Raw genomic sequence first — 16,393 nt, forward strand, 5'->3', positions numbered from 1 at the left:
TTAATTATTATCGAACTGGTCAAGAAAGCGTTGCCGTGCGTTTTTGGCATACGTAAAGGTTTCAAAAAGCTGCTGGCTATCATTCGTTTCCAGCAAACGTTGTATTTTATCCAATTCTCCCTTCAACTGCTCGATTAAAGGGATGATTTCGTCTTTATTGGCGGCGCAAATGTCCTTCCACATCGTCGGGTCGCTGGACGCAATCCGGGTAAAATCCTTGAATCCGCCGGCCGCATATTGAAAAATCTCGCTCTGCTCGTCTTTATGACCGAGCATGTCGACCAACGCAAAGGCCAGAATATGCGGCAAATGGCTGGTTGCGGCCAACACGCTGTCATGATGCTGCACATCCATCACTGACACCAGCGAGCCCAGCCGTTCCCAGAAGACTTGAATTTTTTGCACCGCTTCGGGGCTGGCATTGTCGGCTGGTGTGATGATCAGGCGCTTGTTCAGAAATAAATCATCGACCGACGCGGTCACGCCACTGTTCTCGGCTCCGGCAATCGGATGAGCCGGAACCAGGTTATCCGGCACGACACCGAAAACCTTCTGTGCTGCGGCGATTACACTGCCCTTGGTGCTGCCGACATCGGTATAAATCGCATCATCCGACCACAACGGCTTAAGCTGGGCAAAAATGCTTTCGATGCTTGCAACCGGCGTCGCAATCACCACGCAATCGGCGCCTTGAACGGCCTGCGCCAGCTCCAGCGTATAGTCGTCAATGACGCCCAGGCTTTTTGCCGTTTTCAGGTTTTGCTCATCGAGCTTTCTTCCATACCCGACTATGTTGTTGCATAAACCCTGCTGCCTTGCCGCGCGGGCTATAGACCCGCCAATCAGGCCGACGCCGATAATGCAAAGCCGGTTAAACATTGCCCGATAGAACTTCGGTTAATGCCTGTAAAAACAGCTGATTTTCCGCCTGTGTGCCTATAGTAATGCGCAGATGATTGGGTAATTCATAGACCCCAACCGGCCTGACGATAACCCCTTTGCGCAACAAAGCCTCATAAATCGGCATTGCCGGCTGTTTCAAGTCAACCAGCACAAAATTACCTGCCGATGGAATCCATTCCAGACCCAATTTTTTAAAGCCTTCGGTGATAAACTGCATGCCTTGTGCATTAACCGCAATGGTATTTTGCAAGTGCTCGGTATCCGTCAACGCCGCTTCGGCGGCGGCCAAGGCCAGCATGTTATTATTGAAAGGCTGGCGCACCCGGTTCAGGATGTCGGCCAATTGCGGACTGGATAAGCCATAGCCGACGCGCAATCCGGCCAGGCCGTAGGCCTTGGAAAAGGTGCGGGTAATTAATAGATTCGGATATTTTTTCAGCCAGGCGATTGAATTGTCCGCACTACCGTCACCGACAAATTCGCAATAGGCCTCATCGAGCACGCACACGCAAGTGTCCGGCAGCGCTCCAATAAATGCTTCCAAGTAGGCGTGATTCAGCAATGTGCCGGTTGGATTATTGGGATTCGCTATAAATACCAGCCGTGTTTTGTCGGTCACTCTTTGCAGCATCGCGCCAAGATCGTGACCGTAATCCAATGCAGGAGCTACAACCGCCGTAGCACCGACCGCTTGAGTTACGATTGGGTACACGGCAAAAGCATGCTGCGAAAAAACCACCTCAAGCTCCGGCGTTAAAAACGCCCTGGCCACCAGCTCCAGAATCTCATTGGAGCCGTTGCCCAATGTAATCTGGCTCATGTCGACTGCATACTTGTCGGCTAATGCGCGCTTTAAATTAAAGCCGTTGCCGTCCGGGTACAAGGCCAAGTCCTTTAAAGTCGCTTGTATCGCAGCCAAGGCTTTTTTTCCAGGCCCTAAAGGATTTTCATTAGACGCAAGCTTTATGATGTTGGAAAGCCCCAACTCGCGCTCAAGTTCTTCGATCGGCTTGCCGGGCGTATAAGGAATCAGCTTTTGTACGCCGGACACGGCAAGGTTATAGATTTTATCAGCGTTGTTCATGGTATTTGTTTGAGAGCTTGTAATACTCACTCGAAGAATGAGAAAGAAATTTTAGAGTACGGCTTTAGGATAAGAACCCAAAAGCTTCAGCATGTTAACGTTGTCGTTCAATATTGCCAAAGCCTTAGCGACATCGTCATCTTCACTGTGGCCTTCAATGTCGATAAAAAACACATAGTCCCATAATCCCTGGCGTGACGGCCTGGACTCGATATGCACCATGCCGATATTAAATCTCGCAAAAGGCTCCAATATCCGGTACAGCGCGCCGGGCTGGTTGCCCGTGGAAACGACCAACGAGGTTTTGTCGTTGCCGGTGGAAGCGGATATTTGCTGCCCGATAATGATAAAACGGGTGGTATTATTGGATTCGTCTTCGATATTTTTTTCGATGACATTCAATTGATAAATTTCAGCGGCAACGATGCCCGCTATTGCAACGGCCCTTTTATTGGTTGACGCTAATCTTGCGGCCTCGGTGTTGCTGTTGACCGCAGTCCGCTTGGCGTTCGGCAAATGGTTATCCAGCCATTGCCGACACTGCGCCAGGGATTGCTGGTGGGAAAACACCTCGGTCACTTGATCCAGGCTGTCAACCAGCCCTAACAGGTTTTGATGCACCCTGATTTCGACTTCGCCGCAAATTTTCAGCGGCGAATTCAAAAAACGGTCCAGCGTATGGCTGATAACGCCTTCGGTGGAATTTTCGACCGGCACGACGCCGAACTGGCAGTTGCCGTTCTCCACCGCATTAAAAATATCGTTAATGGTTGCCGCCGGCACGGTTTTCACCGCGGAGCCGAAATGCTTGATCGCGGCTTGCTGGGTAAATGTACCCTCAGGGCCTAAATACGCCACATCCAGCGGTTTTTCCAGCGCCAAACATGCCGACATCAATTCCCTGAAAAAATGAGCCGCCGTATCGTCCGATAAAGGCCCCTGATTCAAGTCCTTGATGCGCCGCAACACCAATGACTCGCGGTCCGGGCGGTAAAACGACCCTTGCTCACCCTGCGCAATCTTGGTTTTGGCAACTTCCATTGCGTAAGACGCGCGTTGATTGATCAATTGCAGAATCTGCTTATCGATTGCATCAATTTTGTCTCTTAATTCTGAAAGTGGGGTGACGGATGGCATAGCGGCCTGATTCAATTGTTAGGTTTTCGATTAATGAGTACGTTCAAACTCTGCCATGAAATCAATCAAGGCCTGCACACCGGCCTCCGGCATCGCATTGTAAATACTTGCCCGCATACCGCCCACTGAACGATGCCCCTTCAACTCGAACAAGCCATTAGCTTCCGCAGCAGCCAAAAACGGCTTATCCAGACTTTCATCGGCCAGAATAAACGGCACATTCATCCGCGAACGCGACGCTGTTTCTACCGGATTGGAATACAAAGCCGACTGGTCGATGGCCTGATAGAGTTTCGCCGCTTTAGCGATATTGCGTTGCTCGATACCGTCAACACCGCCCTGCTCTTTTAACCATTTCAGCACCAATCCGCACAGATACCAACTATAAGTTGCCGGCGTATTCAGCATCGATTGGTTTTTAGCCTGCTCCGCATAGTTGAAAACCGGAGGCACGGTTTTAGGCGCATGGCCGACCAGATCATCCCGGACGATTACCACGGTGACGCCGGCAGGCCCCATGTTTTTCTGGGTTCCGGCATAAATCAAGCCGTACTGACTGACATCGATCTTCCGCGATAAGATGTTCGACGACATGTCCGACACCAGCGGCAGACCAAAGCTGTCGGGGCAAGTCTGGAACTCCACGCCATGAATAGTTTCATTCGAGGTATAGTGCAGATAAGCCGCCTGACTGTCGATGGCCCAGCTTGCAGCATCGGGAATCGAAGTGAATTTTGTATCTTCCGAACTGGCGCTGACCGCCGCATCGCAATAAGCCCCTGCGTCCTTGATGGCCTTTTCCGACCATGCGCCGGTTTTCAGGTAACAGGCCTTGCTTTTGCCGTTCAGGATATTTTGCGGTATCAGCGAAAACTGCGCCGATGCGCCGCCTTGCAGGAACAGGACCTTATAGTTATCAGGAACAGCCAGCAGCGCTCTTAAATCGCTTTCCAGCTCTTCGGCAATAATTGAGAAATGCTTGCCGCGATGGCTCATTTCCATAACCGACATGCCGCTATCCCGCCATTCCAGCATTTCCTGCTGTGCTTGCTTTAATACCGACTCAGGGAATGCAGACGGGCCTGCGCTAAAATTATAAACTCTGGACATTACGATTCCTCACCTGATTCACTATCGTCATTTGTTGTTTCATCCGATACATCTAATTCCGACTCGGCATCGTCTGAAAGCTCATCGTCGGCGTCATCGACCCCGGCCAAGCCTTCGATACGGTCAACGCCGATTACTTTTTCATTCTTGTCCGGCTTGATAATCGTCACGCCCTGGGTGTTTCGGCCAACCACCGAAATGCCGTCAACCCGGGTGCGCACCAAGGTGCCGCCGTCGGTAATCAGCATGATTTCGTCATGGTCGTTGACCAGTACCGCACCAACCACGGCGCCGTTGCGCGCTGACGTTTGTATCGCAATCAGCCCCTGGCCGCCGCGCTTATGGCAGGTAAATTCTTCCAGCTTGGTCCGCTTGCCGAAACCGTTCTCGGTGATATTCAGCACCGTGCCTTCGGTCGCGATAATCAGCGAAATGACTTTTTGCCCTTCCTGCAAGCGAATTCCTCGCACCCCGGACGCCGTTCTACCCATCGAACGTACATCTTCTTCATTAAAGCAGACTGCCTTGCCGGTACTGCTGAATAACAGCACGTTTTGATGACCGTCGGTCACCGCAACGCCGACCAGCGTATCGCCTTCCCTTAAATCGATCGCGATTTTACCGTTAGCGCGTTGGTTCTCGAATTCTTTTAGTGGGGTCTTTTTAACGGTGCCCGCCGTTGTCGCCATAAAGATGAACTTACTGTCGGTAAATTCGCGGATCGGCAACATCGCATTGATTTTTTCGCCTTCTTCCAGCGGCAGCAGGTTGACGAAAGGTTTGCCCCTGGCCGCCCGGCTTGCAACCGGCAACTGATAGACTTTTAGCCAGTAAACCTTGCCCCGAGAGGAGAAACACAAAATAGTATCGTGGGTATTGGCGACGATCAGCTTGTCGACATAATCCTGTTCTTTGGTTTGCGTCGCAGATTTGCCGCGGCCGCCGCGCCGTTGCGCCTTGTAATCACTGAGCGGTTGGGACTTGACATAGCCTTCGTGCGACATGGTAACGACCATATCTTCCTCGGTAATCAGGTCTTCATCGGATAAATCCGAATGATTCTGGATGATTTCGGTGCGCCGTTCGTCGGAATACTGCTCCTTAATAGCGACCAATTCTTCCCTGATAATTTCCATCAAACGCACATCGCTACCCAGAATAAACAGATATTCGTCAATCTGCTCCAGCAACTGCTTGTATTCATTGACGATCTTGTCCTGTTCCAGACCGGTCAAGCGATGCAGGCGCAACTCAAGAATGGCCTGGGCCTGGGTTTCCGACAGGCGGTAAATTCCGTCATGAATGCCGAACTCCATACCCAAATCTTCCGGCCTGGAACGATCCGCATCGGCGCGATCCAGCAACGCCGCAACCAGTCCTGCATCCCAGCTCTTTTCCAGCAAGCCGACTTTCGCGTCAGCCGGTGTGGCGGCCGCCTTAATCAGCGCAATCATTTCGTCGATATTGGCTAACGCAACCGCCAGCCCTTCCAAGATATGCGCCCTTTCCCTGGCTTTCCGCAGGTTGTAAATCGTTCTGCGGGTGACAATTTCCCGTCTGTGATTGATAAAGGCGCTGATAATCTCGCGGAGATTCATGCAGTGCGGACGGCCATCCAGCAGCGCGACCATATTGATGCCGAACACGGTCTGGAATTGCGTCTGCTTGTACAGGTTGTTTAACACCACCTCCGGCACTTCGCCGCGGCGCAGTTCAATCACCATGCGCATGCCGTCTTTGTCCGATTCGTCGCGCAAACCGGAAATGCCTTCAAGCTTGCCTTCCTTGACCAGCTCGGCAATTTTCTCCAGCAACCTGGCTTTGTTGACCTGATAGGGCAACTCGGTCGCGATAATCGCCTGCCGGCTGCTGTCGCCGATGTCCTCGAAATGACAGCGCGCGCGCAGATAAATCTTGCCGCGTCCGGTGGTGTAAGCGCTGTAGATGCCGGAAGCGCCGTTGATAATGGCTGCGGTAGGAAAATCAGGCCCTGGGATATGAGCCATCAACTCATGTACGGTCAGATCGGGTTGGTCTATCATCGCCAGACAGGCGCTGATCACTTCGGATAAATTATGCGGCGGAATATTGGTCGCCATGCCCACCGCGATGCCGGACGAGCCGTTAACCAACAAAGTCGGCACCCGTGTCGGCAATACTTTGGGTTCGGATTCCGATTCGTCATAGTTCGGCGCAAAATCGACTGTCTCCTTGTCCAGGTCGGCCATCAATTCATGGGCGATTTTCGCCATGCGCACTTCGGTATAACGCATCGCCGCAGGCGAATCGCCGTCGACCGAACCGAAATTGCCCTGCCCGTCGATCAGCATGTAGCGCATCGAAAAATCCTGCGCCATCCGCACCATCGTGTCGTAAACCGCAGTATCGCCGTGAGGATGATATTTACCGATCACGTCACCAACCACACGCGCCGATTTTTTATAAGGTTTATTCCAGTCGTTGCCCAACTCGCTCATCGCATACAATACACGGCGGTGAACCGGCTTAAGGCCGTCTCTGACATCTGGAAGGGCTCGACCGACGATAACGCTCATGGCGTAATCGAGATAGGACTGCTTCATCTCGTCTTCGAGATTGACAGGTATTATTTCTTTAGCGAAGTTTGACATTGATCCCTATATACACAGTGTGCCGTTAATACATACCGGCATGGTTTCGTGACTTAAGTTCGAACACACTTTTTCCTGGTTTCCTTGTTACGGCAATTGCTCCTGCGATCCTATCCGCCGCATCCGTGCAGCCGTAAGCGTGACGACTATATGGCATGAAATAAGCTGGTAATTATAGCAAATTGTCTGAATAGTGTCGAAGCCGATAGTGTTTTATTCATGACGACTGGGGTAAGCGCCGCCATTGCAGCGTTTTGGAATAATCCTTTTTCTGGCGCCGCGAAATACCGCGTTAACACACTTCGTCAAGCGAATATTTCAGTTAAGAAATTTTGCATCGCGGTCCAGGAACGCCGGTCCGCATCGGGCTGATAAACAGTGCCGAATGCCGGATCATTGGCCAGCGGATTGGTGAAGGCATGCATGGTGTTGCCGTAAGCATGCAGCTGCCAGTCCGCGCCTGCTTCGGTCATTTCCTGTTCGAAAGCAAGCACTTGTTCAGCCGGAACCAGCGGATCGTCCCGTCCACACAAAGCCAGGATCTTTGCCTTGATGGCGGTACCCTGCGTATTGCCGGGCGGTACCAGCAAACCATGAAAACTAACTACGCCTTTAATATCGGCGCCGGTTCTGGCCAAATCGAGCGAACACAAGCCGCCGAAACAAAAACCGATCGAGGCGATTTTACTGTCGTCAACCCAAGGCATCAGCTTCACCGCCGCCAAAGCCGCTTTCATGCGCTGTTGCAGCATAGCCCGGTCATCCATAAAAGGCTGCATGAGCTTCATGTTTTGTTCCGGGCCGGAGCCTAAAACGCCTTTGCCGTACATATCGACCGCAAAGCCGACATAGCCCAAAGCAGCAAGTTTTTTGGCCTTTTCGGCGACAAACTCGTCCCGTCCGACCCAGGTATGATTGATTAAAACCGCCGGCCTGCGGCCTGAAAGCGCATCGTCAAATGCAAAAAAGGCTTCCAGCACCACGTCGCCATCCAGATAAGTTACGGTATTCGATATTATTGTCATGGCATTACTCTCGTTACTAAGTCGTTGTTATTTTATGCCGCCCGATTCGCGCAAGGCTTTTAAAAAACCGGCGGAGGCTTCTTCCACCATGTCCAACACCCGTTCAAAGCCGTATTGACCGCCATAATAGGGATCCGGCACTTGGCGTTCATTCAAATGCGGAGCGTAATCAAGGAAATATTTAATTTTGGCTTGATGGTGTTCGGGGCAGGCGTTGATCAGGATTGAATAGTTTTCATCATCCATCGCCAATAAAAAATCGAAATCCTCGAAGTCGCCATAAGTGACTTGTCTGGCCCGCAAATGGGATAAATCGATGCCGCGCTCAAGAGCGGCCGATTGTGCCCGCAAGTCCGGCTCATTACCGGTATGATGCGCATGCGTACCGGCTGAATCGATAGCAAAATGCGTTTCCAGATCATGTTCCTTGATCAGCTTTGTAAAAACGCCTTCAGCCGTGGGCGAGCGGCAGATGTTGCCCATGCAAACGAAAAGAACCTTTATTTTTTCCATATTGAATATAAGACCGGTAAGTTAATCCTAATAACGCATATTGTAACGCTTGGATGGAAAAATAGGCATATCCTGCGAACTCAGCCTTTATTGCCATTGCCTGCAATCATCGACGCTATCATCAACACAATAATAACCAGCACCGGCCAGAAAGAGGGAGCCATAATAAAAACCCCTGTCAATGCAACAAATATCGCACACAACAACATAAACACGCCGACGCCTAAAAACAGCAGCACCATCAATATGCCGGTAATGATCATGACCAACAAAAATGTCGGCACAGCAGCAAAACGAACCAGCGGCTCTGCGACCGCATCGCCGTTGAGCATCACGCCGAGCTGCCCGGCGCCGGGATAAAACAAATAACTCAGTATGGCGATGGCCGCACCGGCTATCAGCACCTTTGCAGCCAGTCTATTATTATGTTTGTACTGCATAAAAAAGCAGTTTATTGGGCTTTATAGTGCAGGCTTATTCTAACCAGAGACCAACCCAGAAAAACCATATTGATACCTAAAAACAAGCCCAGCAGCCAATGCGCTGTTTCAGACCAACTCATCCAGATAATCAATGCAAAAACCAAGGCCGTAACACCACTGAACAGAATTAACTTCCAGTTAGCCAAAGGACGCATCATGAATGCCAGCGAAATTTTGGCAACACCTTCCAGTGCAAAAAACAGGGTTATCAACATCGTTAATGTCAGCGCCCCTGCAACCGGCCTGGTGATAAACAAGTAGCCGACAATAACCTGCAAGACACCCATGAATAGCCACCAGCCAAGGCCGGGCATGTTTGAAAATATAAAGGCCCGGCTAACATGGACAATCCCGCCGAGCAGCAAAATCCAGCCTAAAAATATGACTGTCGCCACCGTAAAAAACTGCGGGATCACTATCGCGCAAAGCCCGAGAAAAATAAAGAACACGCCTTCGGTCAGAAATAGTCGCCAATGCGTTTGCAAATATTGCTGCATTTGCCGCTGCATGTGTTGTATTTCGATATTGATGTCATCTAGTTTACTCATGGCTTTTCTCCTGACATATTTAAAAAATATTTACAGCCTTGGACTGTAGCTTTTCTAACAATAGGTAATGAGTCAAAAATCAGGCTGTATGATGCACCAACACTGAGCTGGTGCAACAGCTATTTTTCCCGGTTTATGAGTTCGCCGCGTCGCCGGCATCGTTGCCTGTTTGTCGGCATGCTATGCCTTGACCGCTAATGTCAAGGCTGTTGATATGGATCAGCCGCGATAGAAACACGGCTGATGCAGGGGAATTGCGTTTGTAATGACGGAAAAACGCTAGAAACTGTCAGCTTTCGACCGTGCTTCCTTTGCACCCGCAAAGTCCTGCTGTATTTCTCTAGCATGGGCTATCAATAACCAGCAGTGTTTTTTCAACGTATTATCAGTAGAGGCCAGTAGCGCGGATTTTTTTGCCAGATCTTCAGCCAAACGCGGCTTCGATTGTTTTAATCTCAATAACGCTAATTTATAAAACAAAGTCGCATTTCTCGGTTCAATTCTGATGGCCCGCTCAATAGCAGCGGCCGCCGAATCAAGGTCGCCCGACTTAGTGTTTTGATTCGCCGCCGAGACTAAAGCGTTGACGACAGGCGACAACGGAGCTGTAGCCTCTATCGGCTCAAACGGCGTCAATTCAGGAGCGGGAGGCGCCGGCGGCGTCTGTACTTCTACAGATGAGGGCAACGGCTGCGTCTGCGCTTCTACCGGAGAGGGCGATGCAGGGGCTTGCGTATCGACGGGCGTCGACTCTGAAAACGGCTGTATTGCCTGCTCTGTCGGCGGCAATGGCTCTGACTTTATTTCCGAAAACTCCTTAAGCGGCTGCGTTTTAACAACTTCCTTGGACGGAACAGACTGCGCGCTACGCGACTTGCTCTTTTTTTGTGCGCCGGCAGAAGACTTTGGGGTCTGAGGTTTGCCGTCATATACCGGAGCCGGTGGCTGTGAACCGTAAAATTCGGCACAACCGACCAGAAAAGACGGCAAAACGCAAAGGACAATTAATCGTTTAACTGAGATCATTTATTAAAAAAGCTCTATATTGTCGGACTGATCTTCCTGATGCGCACTTTTTATCGCAAGCGCTTCCTTTACAGACTTGCCATGCACGATGGCGTCGAACATCAGTTTTTCAGACTCCATCGTATATCGGGAACGGATTTCATGCTGAAATTGCCGCCATTCGGTCGGGTTATAAAGACGATCGGGGTCTTCCACCAGCTCAGACAAGCCTTTTAGATTTAACGTGACATGCTGCAAGCATTGCTGCATCCGATCATAAAACTGGAAAGCGATAATGGAGGCCTGGATTTTGCCGGTTGTTTCCGCGCAGCAAGCTAGCGCGTCCTCCCTGACCTTACAAGGATCAAGCGCAAGCAAGTGTTCATTGATACACTGCATATGCTCAACGATAGAGGTAAACGATTCTGTTAACGTATTGACCGAGACATCGGATTCATTGAGCATGTCTTCTACTTGAATAGCCGATAAAATGAGCATTTTTGACGTTTCCCTGACTTGAGTCCAATCAAGATCAGGGTTGTACGAGTTTGAGTTAGACATGCATTGAATACCAAGTAAAGATTTGTACAAATAAAGGCCGACATTTATGTCACGTATAAAAATTAACTCATCCGCTGACCCTTAAAATTCTGCCGGAATTATAGCAACTAATATACCTGACGGTGTTATTTAAAATCCCCCAAGCATCCAGACTATATCGTCTTCCGTATGAAAACCACCTTTGCCGCATTTGAAAATGCATCTAGGTTTTAACTTGTCAGGCATTTACAATAGCGGCACTTTGCACCCATTTGCTGTTGTTATATGTCCAAAAGATCCCTCTTTGTATTAATGCTTTTTGTCCCTGCATTAGTCGCTATTGCGGTTTATGTTGCACCGACCCTGTCACAAAAATCAGGCATTACGCCGCCCGAGACTATCTATAACCGTTCGGAAGAAACGGCGGCGGTAGAAAAGCCCTGCTCCGATGAACATCCCGATTGGCGGCAGGCACAAGTTATCGACGGCGTAAAAATCGAGGCAGCGCCGTCCTGCGAACCGGATAACCCTTACGATATTGCCGTAGCTGTCAAAGGCGCCAATAACGTATCGATGCAGACCTTGATGCAGACCCATCTGGCCCAGGACGCCTTGACCATGACCGACGACCTGGATAATGACGGCGATCCCGACGTGATCCGCATCAAGCTGGAAGTCGTCGAACTAAACGGCGCAAGTCCCGACGGCGATTTCCTGATCAACACTTACGACATTGCCCCCGGCATCCAACCAGGGCTTTGGGTCTTCGCGCCCAAATCCAGCGGCATGGCGCTGAAAAATTTCAACTCACTGGTCGCCAATCCGCTGCTGCGCGCGCCGTCGCCGGTGATTCGGGTCGAACAGGGCGACAAGGTTTATGTCACGCTGGAAAATACCCATTATTTGCCGCACACCATCCATCTTCACGGCGTCGATCATGCCTGGGAAAGCAGTCCCGGCGTTGATAATGACGGCATGGAGGAACACCCGGTGTTCCCCGGCAAAAGCCATACCTACGAAATCCAGCCCCGGCATGCCGGGACCATGTTTTATCATTGCCACGTACAAACCGCCCAGCATTACATGATGGGCTTGAACGGCCTATTTATCGTCGAAGAAAATCAACCGAATAACTGGGTGCAAACCTTTAATATCGGTGCGGGCCAAGTGCGTCATCCTGCGGTTGCGGTACAAAAATCCTACAGCCAGGAATACGACTTATATTATCAGTCGGTCGATAAAAAACTGGCGCAAATCATACAAAATGCGAACGATCCAAGGCTGATCGCGCACCGGATGAGCCGCGAATACAACATGACCGAATCGTTCGAAAATTATTTCATGCTGAACGGTCATTCCTTTCCCTATACGCTCAGGGACGCGGTGGTTGTCGCCAATGACAACGAAGACATAAAGCTGCATGTCGCCAACGCCCAACGTTCTTTAGTGGCGCTGCATATCCACGGACATAAAGCTACGATCACCGCTTACGACGGCGTCGAGCAAGTGGCCGGATCGCAGATAACGCGGGACGTTTTCGACATCGCTCCGGCGCAACGCCTCGATTTGCGCCTGCGCACCCAAAACAACGGCTTGGACAGTTACGGCCCCGGCCTATGGATGTTCCATGACCACGTACCGACCGGCACCACTACCGACGGCATGGAGCCCGGCGGCAACATGGCAATCCTGGCCTACAAGCCCTTGCTTGATGAGCAAGGCATGCCGCTTATGCATGAAGCCTTCCTCGACCAGATATTTAACAAGGATTATTACGCAAAAAAACAAGCGGTCTGGGGAGAAGGCGATTTTGCGCCGTTACTCGGAGAAGCCGGATTGATTGCACCCGATTATGTCCGCATCATCATCTTCGGCTTGGCGGCCGGTTTAGCCATAGGACTGATTATTTTTATAGCGCTGGCTTATAAACGGAGGCAAAAACTATGAAACTCTTAGTGACACTCCTGATAATGTTGGGCTTGAACGCCCATACGGTGCTGGCGGACGATACCATGGCGATGATGCATCACGGCAGCATGATGATGGATGAAAAAGGCATGATCATGAATGCCAACAGCGACAACCTGCCCAAGGACTGCCCGAAGATTTCCGGCGACGTCAATATCACCATCCATGCCGGCCAAAAACACGCGCTGAAATTTCCCGGCAAAATGTTCGCTTTCGACAACCAGGAATGGGATGTTGCGCCCTGCTCCCGGATTAACATCACCTTTATCAATGACGACCAGATACGCCATCAATTAATGATTCACGGCTTGCCGGGCTATATCTACCCACAGGGCATGTTTCACCTTGAACTCTACGGACAAGGCGAATTGAAAGCCTCGTTGATCGTACCCAGCCAGAAAAAAACCTACCTCGTGCATTGCGAATTGGCGCAACATATGGAAAAGGGTATGAAGGCGCAATTAAAAGTCGATGGCGGCGATGTCGATTTACCCAGCATTCCAGGCATCAGCGAGCCGGTCAAAGCCGATATTTATCCGGTCGATTGGAACCAAACGGCTTGGGCGGTGTTGATTGTTTGCGCGTTGATAGGCTGCGTTGTGCCGTTTTTTATCATAAAAAATAAATTGTAGGGCCTCATGAAACAACTACTGTCGTTCGTTATAATTTCCATCATGCTGGTTACGTGCCAAGCCGCATCGGCGCGCGAGCCATCAAAAAAATCCAGCAAGAAAGACGTCCTTCAGTGCGCCGCCTTTAGCCCCTACGTCGGCAAACTTAACCCCGATTACGGCGCTCGTCCGTCCAAAGAATTAATTAACGAACTGCTGGATAAATTAGTCAAGGAAACCCCTTTCCGCTGCATCATGACTTACGGCGTCATGAATGGGCTGGAATATACCTTCGCCGCCGCCGAGGCCCGGCATCTTAAAGTCATTGCAATCATCTGGCTGGATGACGACATCGCCGTCAATTCGCGGTCCATCACTGCGGGCATTGAGGCCGCAAAAACCTATCCCAAAACCATCATCAAGCTGAGTTGCGGCTCCGAAGTCAGAACCCGCAACGACTATGCCTTTGACGGCGAAATAACCCGTTGCATCAATGCCATGCACGAAGCGGGCGTAGCCCAACCGATCACCACGATAGATACCTGGTGGGAATGGTGCAACCGCGTTTCGCCCTGCCACCAAACCAATTTCGGCGAACAAGTCGATTGGATAGGCATCAATGTTTTCCCGTGGTGGGAAAACAAATATTCCGACGTTCTTCCCTGCACCCCGGCAAATAAGGCCGCCGATTTTCATATCGCACGGATTGAGGAAATTCGCCGGACTTATCCCGGTAAAGAAGTCATATTGACTGAGTTCGGCTGGCCGAACGGCCCAGAAGGCGGCATTGAGAGCAATAAACATACCGGGCAGCGCTGCGGCGTTGCAGGCAAGAAAAATCAGGCGCTTGTCGTTAAATCGACCTTCAAAAAACTGGCTGAAAAAGGCTGGTCCGGCACCGTGTTTGAGGCGTTTTCAGAGAACTGGAAGCCCGGCGATGAGGGCGATTTTGGCCGTTTCTGGGGGATTTGCCAAGGAGAGCCGCCTTACACCTGTATAAATTTTTAGTTCGTAAGTCGCATTGAGTAACCGCCCTAACTGAAATCCGATTATTCATTACAATCATCGCAGTTTATAATTGTGCATGGCTCTACTTCTACTTTGTCAGCTTATACGCAAGCTCGTCATCCTCGCCGGGAGCGGGGATCCAGCGCCATGAATGGTAAGCTAAAATCCATCCCTGGAGCCTGGATTCCGGCACAAATCCGTCTGGAACGGATTTGCATTAACCCGAAGGGTGTCAGGCAGGATAGCCTGACATGAATCCCTGCCGGAATGACGATTCTGGATTGTGCGCCCATTGAATCTGACAAAGTAGAATTAGGGAAGCGCTGATTTAGTCCTTCGACAGGTTCAGGATGAACGGTAACGTATTGATTTCGTTCGTGGTAAGCCTGTCGAACCATGAACGGAAGCATTTTGTTCAACGCTTTCCTAGATATGATCCCTTAAAGACACGTTATGTGGCCCGGTTGCACGGGCAGCAAACCCCGCTATACTTTCATTATTGCCGATTTTTTTTGAGACCCGTTTTAAATGACTAAAGTTAAATTAACCCTACTTATCTTAAATGCCGTGTGGCTGTTTGCAGTATCCGAGGTCAGTTACGGCCGCCATGCCGCAATTATTATCGATGCCGATAACGGCAACGTCTTGCACGAAGTAGAAGCAACTCAGTCATGGTATCCCGCCTCGCTAACCAAACTTATGACGTTGTACATGACATTCGACGCGCTGAAAGCCGGGCAAATTCGTCTGCACGACACCTTAACCGCATCAAGCCACGCCTCGCAACAACCCAACAGCAAACTGGGCTTAAGACGCGGCGAACATTTAACCGTCGAAGACGCTATTTTGGCGATTATCACCCGTTCTGCGAACGATGCGTCTGTGGTTCTTGCCGAGCATCTTGGCGGGACGGAAGAAAATTTTGCCGCCAACATGACGGAAAAGGCGCATGCATTGGGGATGTACAACACGCATTTCATGAACGCGACCGGCTTGCCGAATAACTGGCAAGTCACCACGTCCAGGGATATGGCGGTTCTGGCCTGGAAAGCACAGCGCCATTTCCCCGAATATTATCACTACTTTGGCGCGCACAGCTTTAATTACAAAGGCGCAGAACTGCGCGGCATCAACAAATTCACAGCCAATTATCCGGGCGCCGAAGGCATGAAAACAGGATTCACCTGCGGCTCCGGCTTCAACCTGATCGGCGCGGCTCATCAAAACGGCAAACACCTGATCGGCGTGGTCATGGGCGGCAAGACCAGCCAGGAACGCTACCAGCTAATGATGCAAAAAATGGATGCAAGTTTCGCCAATCTAACCAACATCGATCCGGCTAGAAACATCAACACCATGCTAACCAACTCAGCAGGCAGCCCGCCCTACCAACTTGATTGCGGTAACGGAGGCGCTACACGCTCAATACCAAGCTCTAGGCACGTCAGCTATACGCCTAAGCATAAAAATACCAGCCGAATTAAATCCAATGTCAGAGGCGTTAACGCGGTTCAGCCTAAAACCACCACTCGGATCAAGACCAGCATCAACCCCATCAACAAGAGCAAGATTCCGCCTAAAACCATCAATCAAGCCAAGGCCAGTGTAAAACCTGTCAGCAAACTCCCGGCTAAAAGCAAAAACTTTCATAAACCCAAAGCCGATATTAAAGCAGCCGGTAAAACCAAGAGTACACAAAAAGTTGCACTTCGTTGAGTTAAGGATACGGTCATTAATAACTTCCCAATATGGATCGGGGTAAATTTTTTCCGTTCGCCCTGAGCCTGTCGAATGGGGGGTTATGGAAAAATTTCGGTCTACCGCGTCAA

The 16,393-nt window shown here is 50.5% G+C and carries 15 protein-coding genes; 4 read left to right on the forward strand and 11 right to left on the reverse strand.

Annotation, left to right across the window (positions count from 1 at the left end):
* The 11 genes from V3O24_RS07930 to V3O24_RS07980 form a co-directional block, all read right to left on the reverse strand.
* A complete protein-coding gene (locus V3O24_RS07930; protein ID WP_331306841.1) occupies positions 1-879 on the reverse strand; it encodes a prephenate dehydrogenase/arogenate dehydrogenase family protein in 879 nt (292 codons plus the stop codon).
* Positions 872-1,987, reverse strand: a complete 1,116-nt coding sequence (gene hisC / locus V3O24_RS07935) for a histidinol-phosphate transaminase (RefSeq protein WP_104423336.1) — start codon at positions 1,985-1,987, stop codon at positions 872-874. Before hisC ends, V3O24_RS07930 begins: the two co-directional genes overlap by 8 nt.
* Before the next feature lie 51 nt (positions 1,988-2,038).
* Positions 2,039-3,124 carry a prephenate dehydratase gene (pheA, locus tag V3O24_RS07940; protein ID WP_104423337.1) on the reverse strand — a complete coding sequence of 362 codons (1,086 nt, stop codon included), beginning with the start codon at positions 3,122-3,124 and terminating at the stop codon, positions 2,039-2,041.
* A gap of 30 nt (positions 3,125-3,154) precedes the next feature.
* Complete coding sequence (serC, locus tag V3O24_RS07945; RefSeq protein ID WP_331306842.1) at positions 3,155-4,234, reverse strand: 3-phosphoserine/phosphohydroxythreonine transaminase; 1,080 nt, start codon at positions 4,232-4,234, stop codon at positions 3,155-3,157.
* Entirely contained in the window at positions 4,234-6,864 is a 2,631-nt protein-coding gene (gene gyrA / locus V3O24_RS07950; RefSeq protein WP_331306843.1) for a DNA gyrase subunit A, read from the reverse strand. Before gyrA ends, serC begins: the two co-directional genes overlap by 1 nt.
* Positions 6,865-7,169: 305 nt before the next feature.
* A complete protein-coding gene (locus tag V3O24_RS07955; protein WP_104423340.1) occupies positions 7,170-7,889 on the reverse strand; it encodes a dienelactone hydrolase family protein in 720 nt (239 codons plus the stop codon).
* Between the two features lie 27 nt (positions 7,890-7,916).
* A complete protein-coding gene (locus tag V3O24_RS07960) occupies positions 7,917-8,402 on the reverse strand; it encodes a low molecular weight protein-tyrosine-phosphatase (RefSeq protein WP_104423341.1) in 486 nt (161 codons plus the stop codon).
* An 80-nt stretch (positions 8,403-8,482) separates the two neighbouring features.
* A complete protein-coding gene (locus V3O24_RS07965) occupies positions 8,483-8,842 on the reverse strand; it encodes a hypothetical protein (protein ID WP_104423342.1) in 360 nt (119 codons plus the stop codon).
* An 11-nt stretch (positions 8,843-8,853) separates the two neighbouring features.
* On the reverse strand, positions 8,854-9,432 hold the full coding sequence (locus V3O24_RS07970) for an HdeD family acid-resistance protein (RefSeq protein WP_104423343.1): 579 nt from the start codon (positions 9,430-9,432) through the stop codon (positions 8,854-8,856).
* A gap of 279 nt (positions 9,433-9,711) precedes the next feature.
* Positions 9,712-10,458, reverse strand: coding sequence for a tetratricopeptide repeat protein (locus V3O24_RS07975; protein ID WP_331306844.1), 747 nt, complete (start codon positions 10,456-10,458; stop codon positions 9,712-9,714).
* 3 nt (positions 10,459-10,461) lie between these two features.
* On the reverse strand, positions 10,462-10,998 hold the full coding sequence (locus V3O24_RS07980) for a hypothetical protein (RefSeq protein ID WP_104423345.1): 537 nt from the start codon (positions 10,996-10,998) through the stop codon (positions 10,462-10,464).
* Positions 10,999-11,289: 291 nt separating this feature from the next.
* On the opposite strand from V3O24_RS07980, the gene V3O24_RS07985 reads away from it, so the two are divergent.
* The 4 genes from V3O24_RS07985 to V3O24_RS08000 all read left to right on the forward strand — a co-directional run bounded on the left by V3O24_RS07985 (position 11,290) and on the right by V3O24_RS08000 (position 16,280).
* Positions 11,290-12,924 carry a multicopper oxidase domain-containing protein gene (locus tag V3O24_RS07985; protein WP_331306845.1) on the forward strand — a complete coding sequence of 545 codons (1,635 nt, stop codon included), beginning with the start codon at positions 11,290-11,292 and terminating at the stop codon, positions 12,922-12,924.
* Positions 12,925-12,932: 8 nt separating this feature from the next.
* Positions 12,933-13,577, forward strand: coding sequence for a copper oxidase (locus tag V3O24_RS07990; protein ID WP_331306846.1), 645 nt, complete (start codon positions 12,933-12,935; stop codon positions 13,575-13,577).
* Between the two features lie 6 nt (positions 13,578-13,583).
* A complete protein-coding gene (locus V3O24_RS07995; RefSeq protein ID WP_331306847.1) occupies positions 13,584-14,564 on the forward strand; it encodes an exo-beta-1,3-glucanase in 981 nt (326 codons plus the stop codon).
* Between the two features lie 528 nt (positions 14,565-15,092).
* Positions 15,093-16,280, forward strand: coding sequence for a D-alanyl-D-alanine carboxypeptidase family protein (locus V3O24_RS08000; protein WP_331306848.1), 1,188 nt, complete (start codon positions 15,093-15,095; stop codon positions 16,278-16,280).
* Positions 16,281-16,393 lie beyond the last annotated feature (113 nt).

It is taken from the genome of Methylobacter sp. Wu8, assembly GCF_036440755.1.
Lineage (GTDB): Bacteria > Pseudomonadota > Gammaproteobacteria > Methylococcales > Methylomonadaceae > Methylobacter_A > Methylobacter_A tundripaludum_A.

Bases quoted from the DNA above. Each gene is read 5' to 3' on its own strand.
- V3O24_RS07930 (WP_331306841.1), bottom strand. From the start codon at position 879: ATGTTTAACCGGCTTTGCATTATCGGCGTCGGCCTGATTGGCGGGTCT.
- hisC (WP_104423336.1), bottom strand. From the start codon at position 1,987: ATGAACAACGCTGATAAAATCTATAACCTTGCCGTGTCCGGCGTACAA.
- pheA (WP_104423337.1), bottom strand. From the start codon at position 3,124: ATGCCATCCGTCACCCCACTTTCAGAATTAAGAGACAAAATTGATGCA.
- serC (WP_331306842.1), bottom strand. From the start codon at position 4,234: ATGTCCAGAGTTTATAATTTTAGCGCAGGCCCGTCTGCATTCCCTGAG.
- gyrA (WP_331306843.1), bottom strand. From the start codon at position 6,864: ATGTCAAACTTCGCTAAAGAAATAATACCTGTCAATCTCGAAGACGAG.
- V3O24_RS07955 (WP_104423340.1), bottom strand. From the start codon at position 7,889: ATGACAATAATATCGAATACCGTAACTTATCTGGATGGCGACGTGGTG.
- V3O24_RS07960 (WP_104423341.1), bottom strand. From the start codon at position 8,402: ATGGAAAAAATAAAGGTTCTTTTCGTTTGCATGGGCAACATCTGCCGC.
- V3O24_RS07965 (WP_104423342.1), bottom strand. From the start codon at position 8,842: ATGCAGTACAAACATAATAATAGACTGGCTGCAAAGGTGCTGATAGCC.
- V3O24_RS07970 (WP_104423343.1), bottom strand. From the start codon at position 9,432: ATGAGTAAACTAGATGACATCAATATCGAAATACAACACATGCAGCGG.
- V3O24_RS07975 (WP_331306844.1), bottom strand. From the start codon at position 10,458: ATGATCTCAGTTAAACGATTAATTGTCCTTTGCGTTTTGCCGTCTTTT.
- V3O24_RS07980 (WP_104423345.1), bottom strand. From the start codon at position 10,998: ATGTCTAACTCAAACTCGTACAACCCTGATCTTGATTGGACTCAAGTC.
- V3O24_RS07985 (WP_331306845.1), top strand. From the start codon at position 11,290: ATGCTTTTTGTCCCTGCATTAGTCGCTATTGCGGTTTATGTTGCACCG.
- V3O24_RS07995 (WP_331306847.1), top strand. From the start codon at position 13,584: ATGAAACAACTACTGTCGTTCGTTATAATTTCCATCATGCTGGTTACG.
- V3O24_RS08000 (WP_331306848.1), top strand. From the start codon at position 15,093: ATGACTAAAGTTAAATTAACCCTACTTATCTTAAATGCCGTGTGGCTG.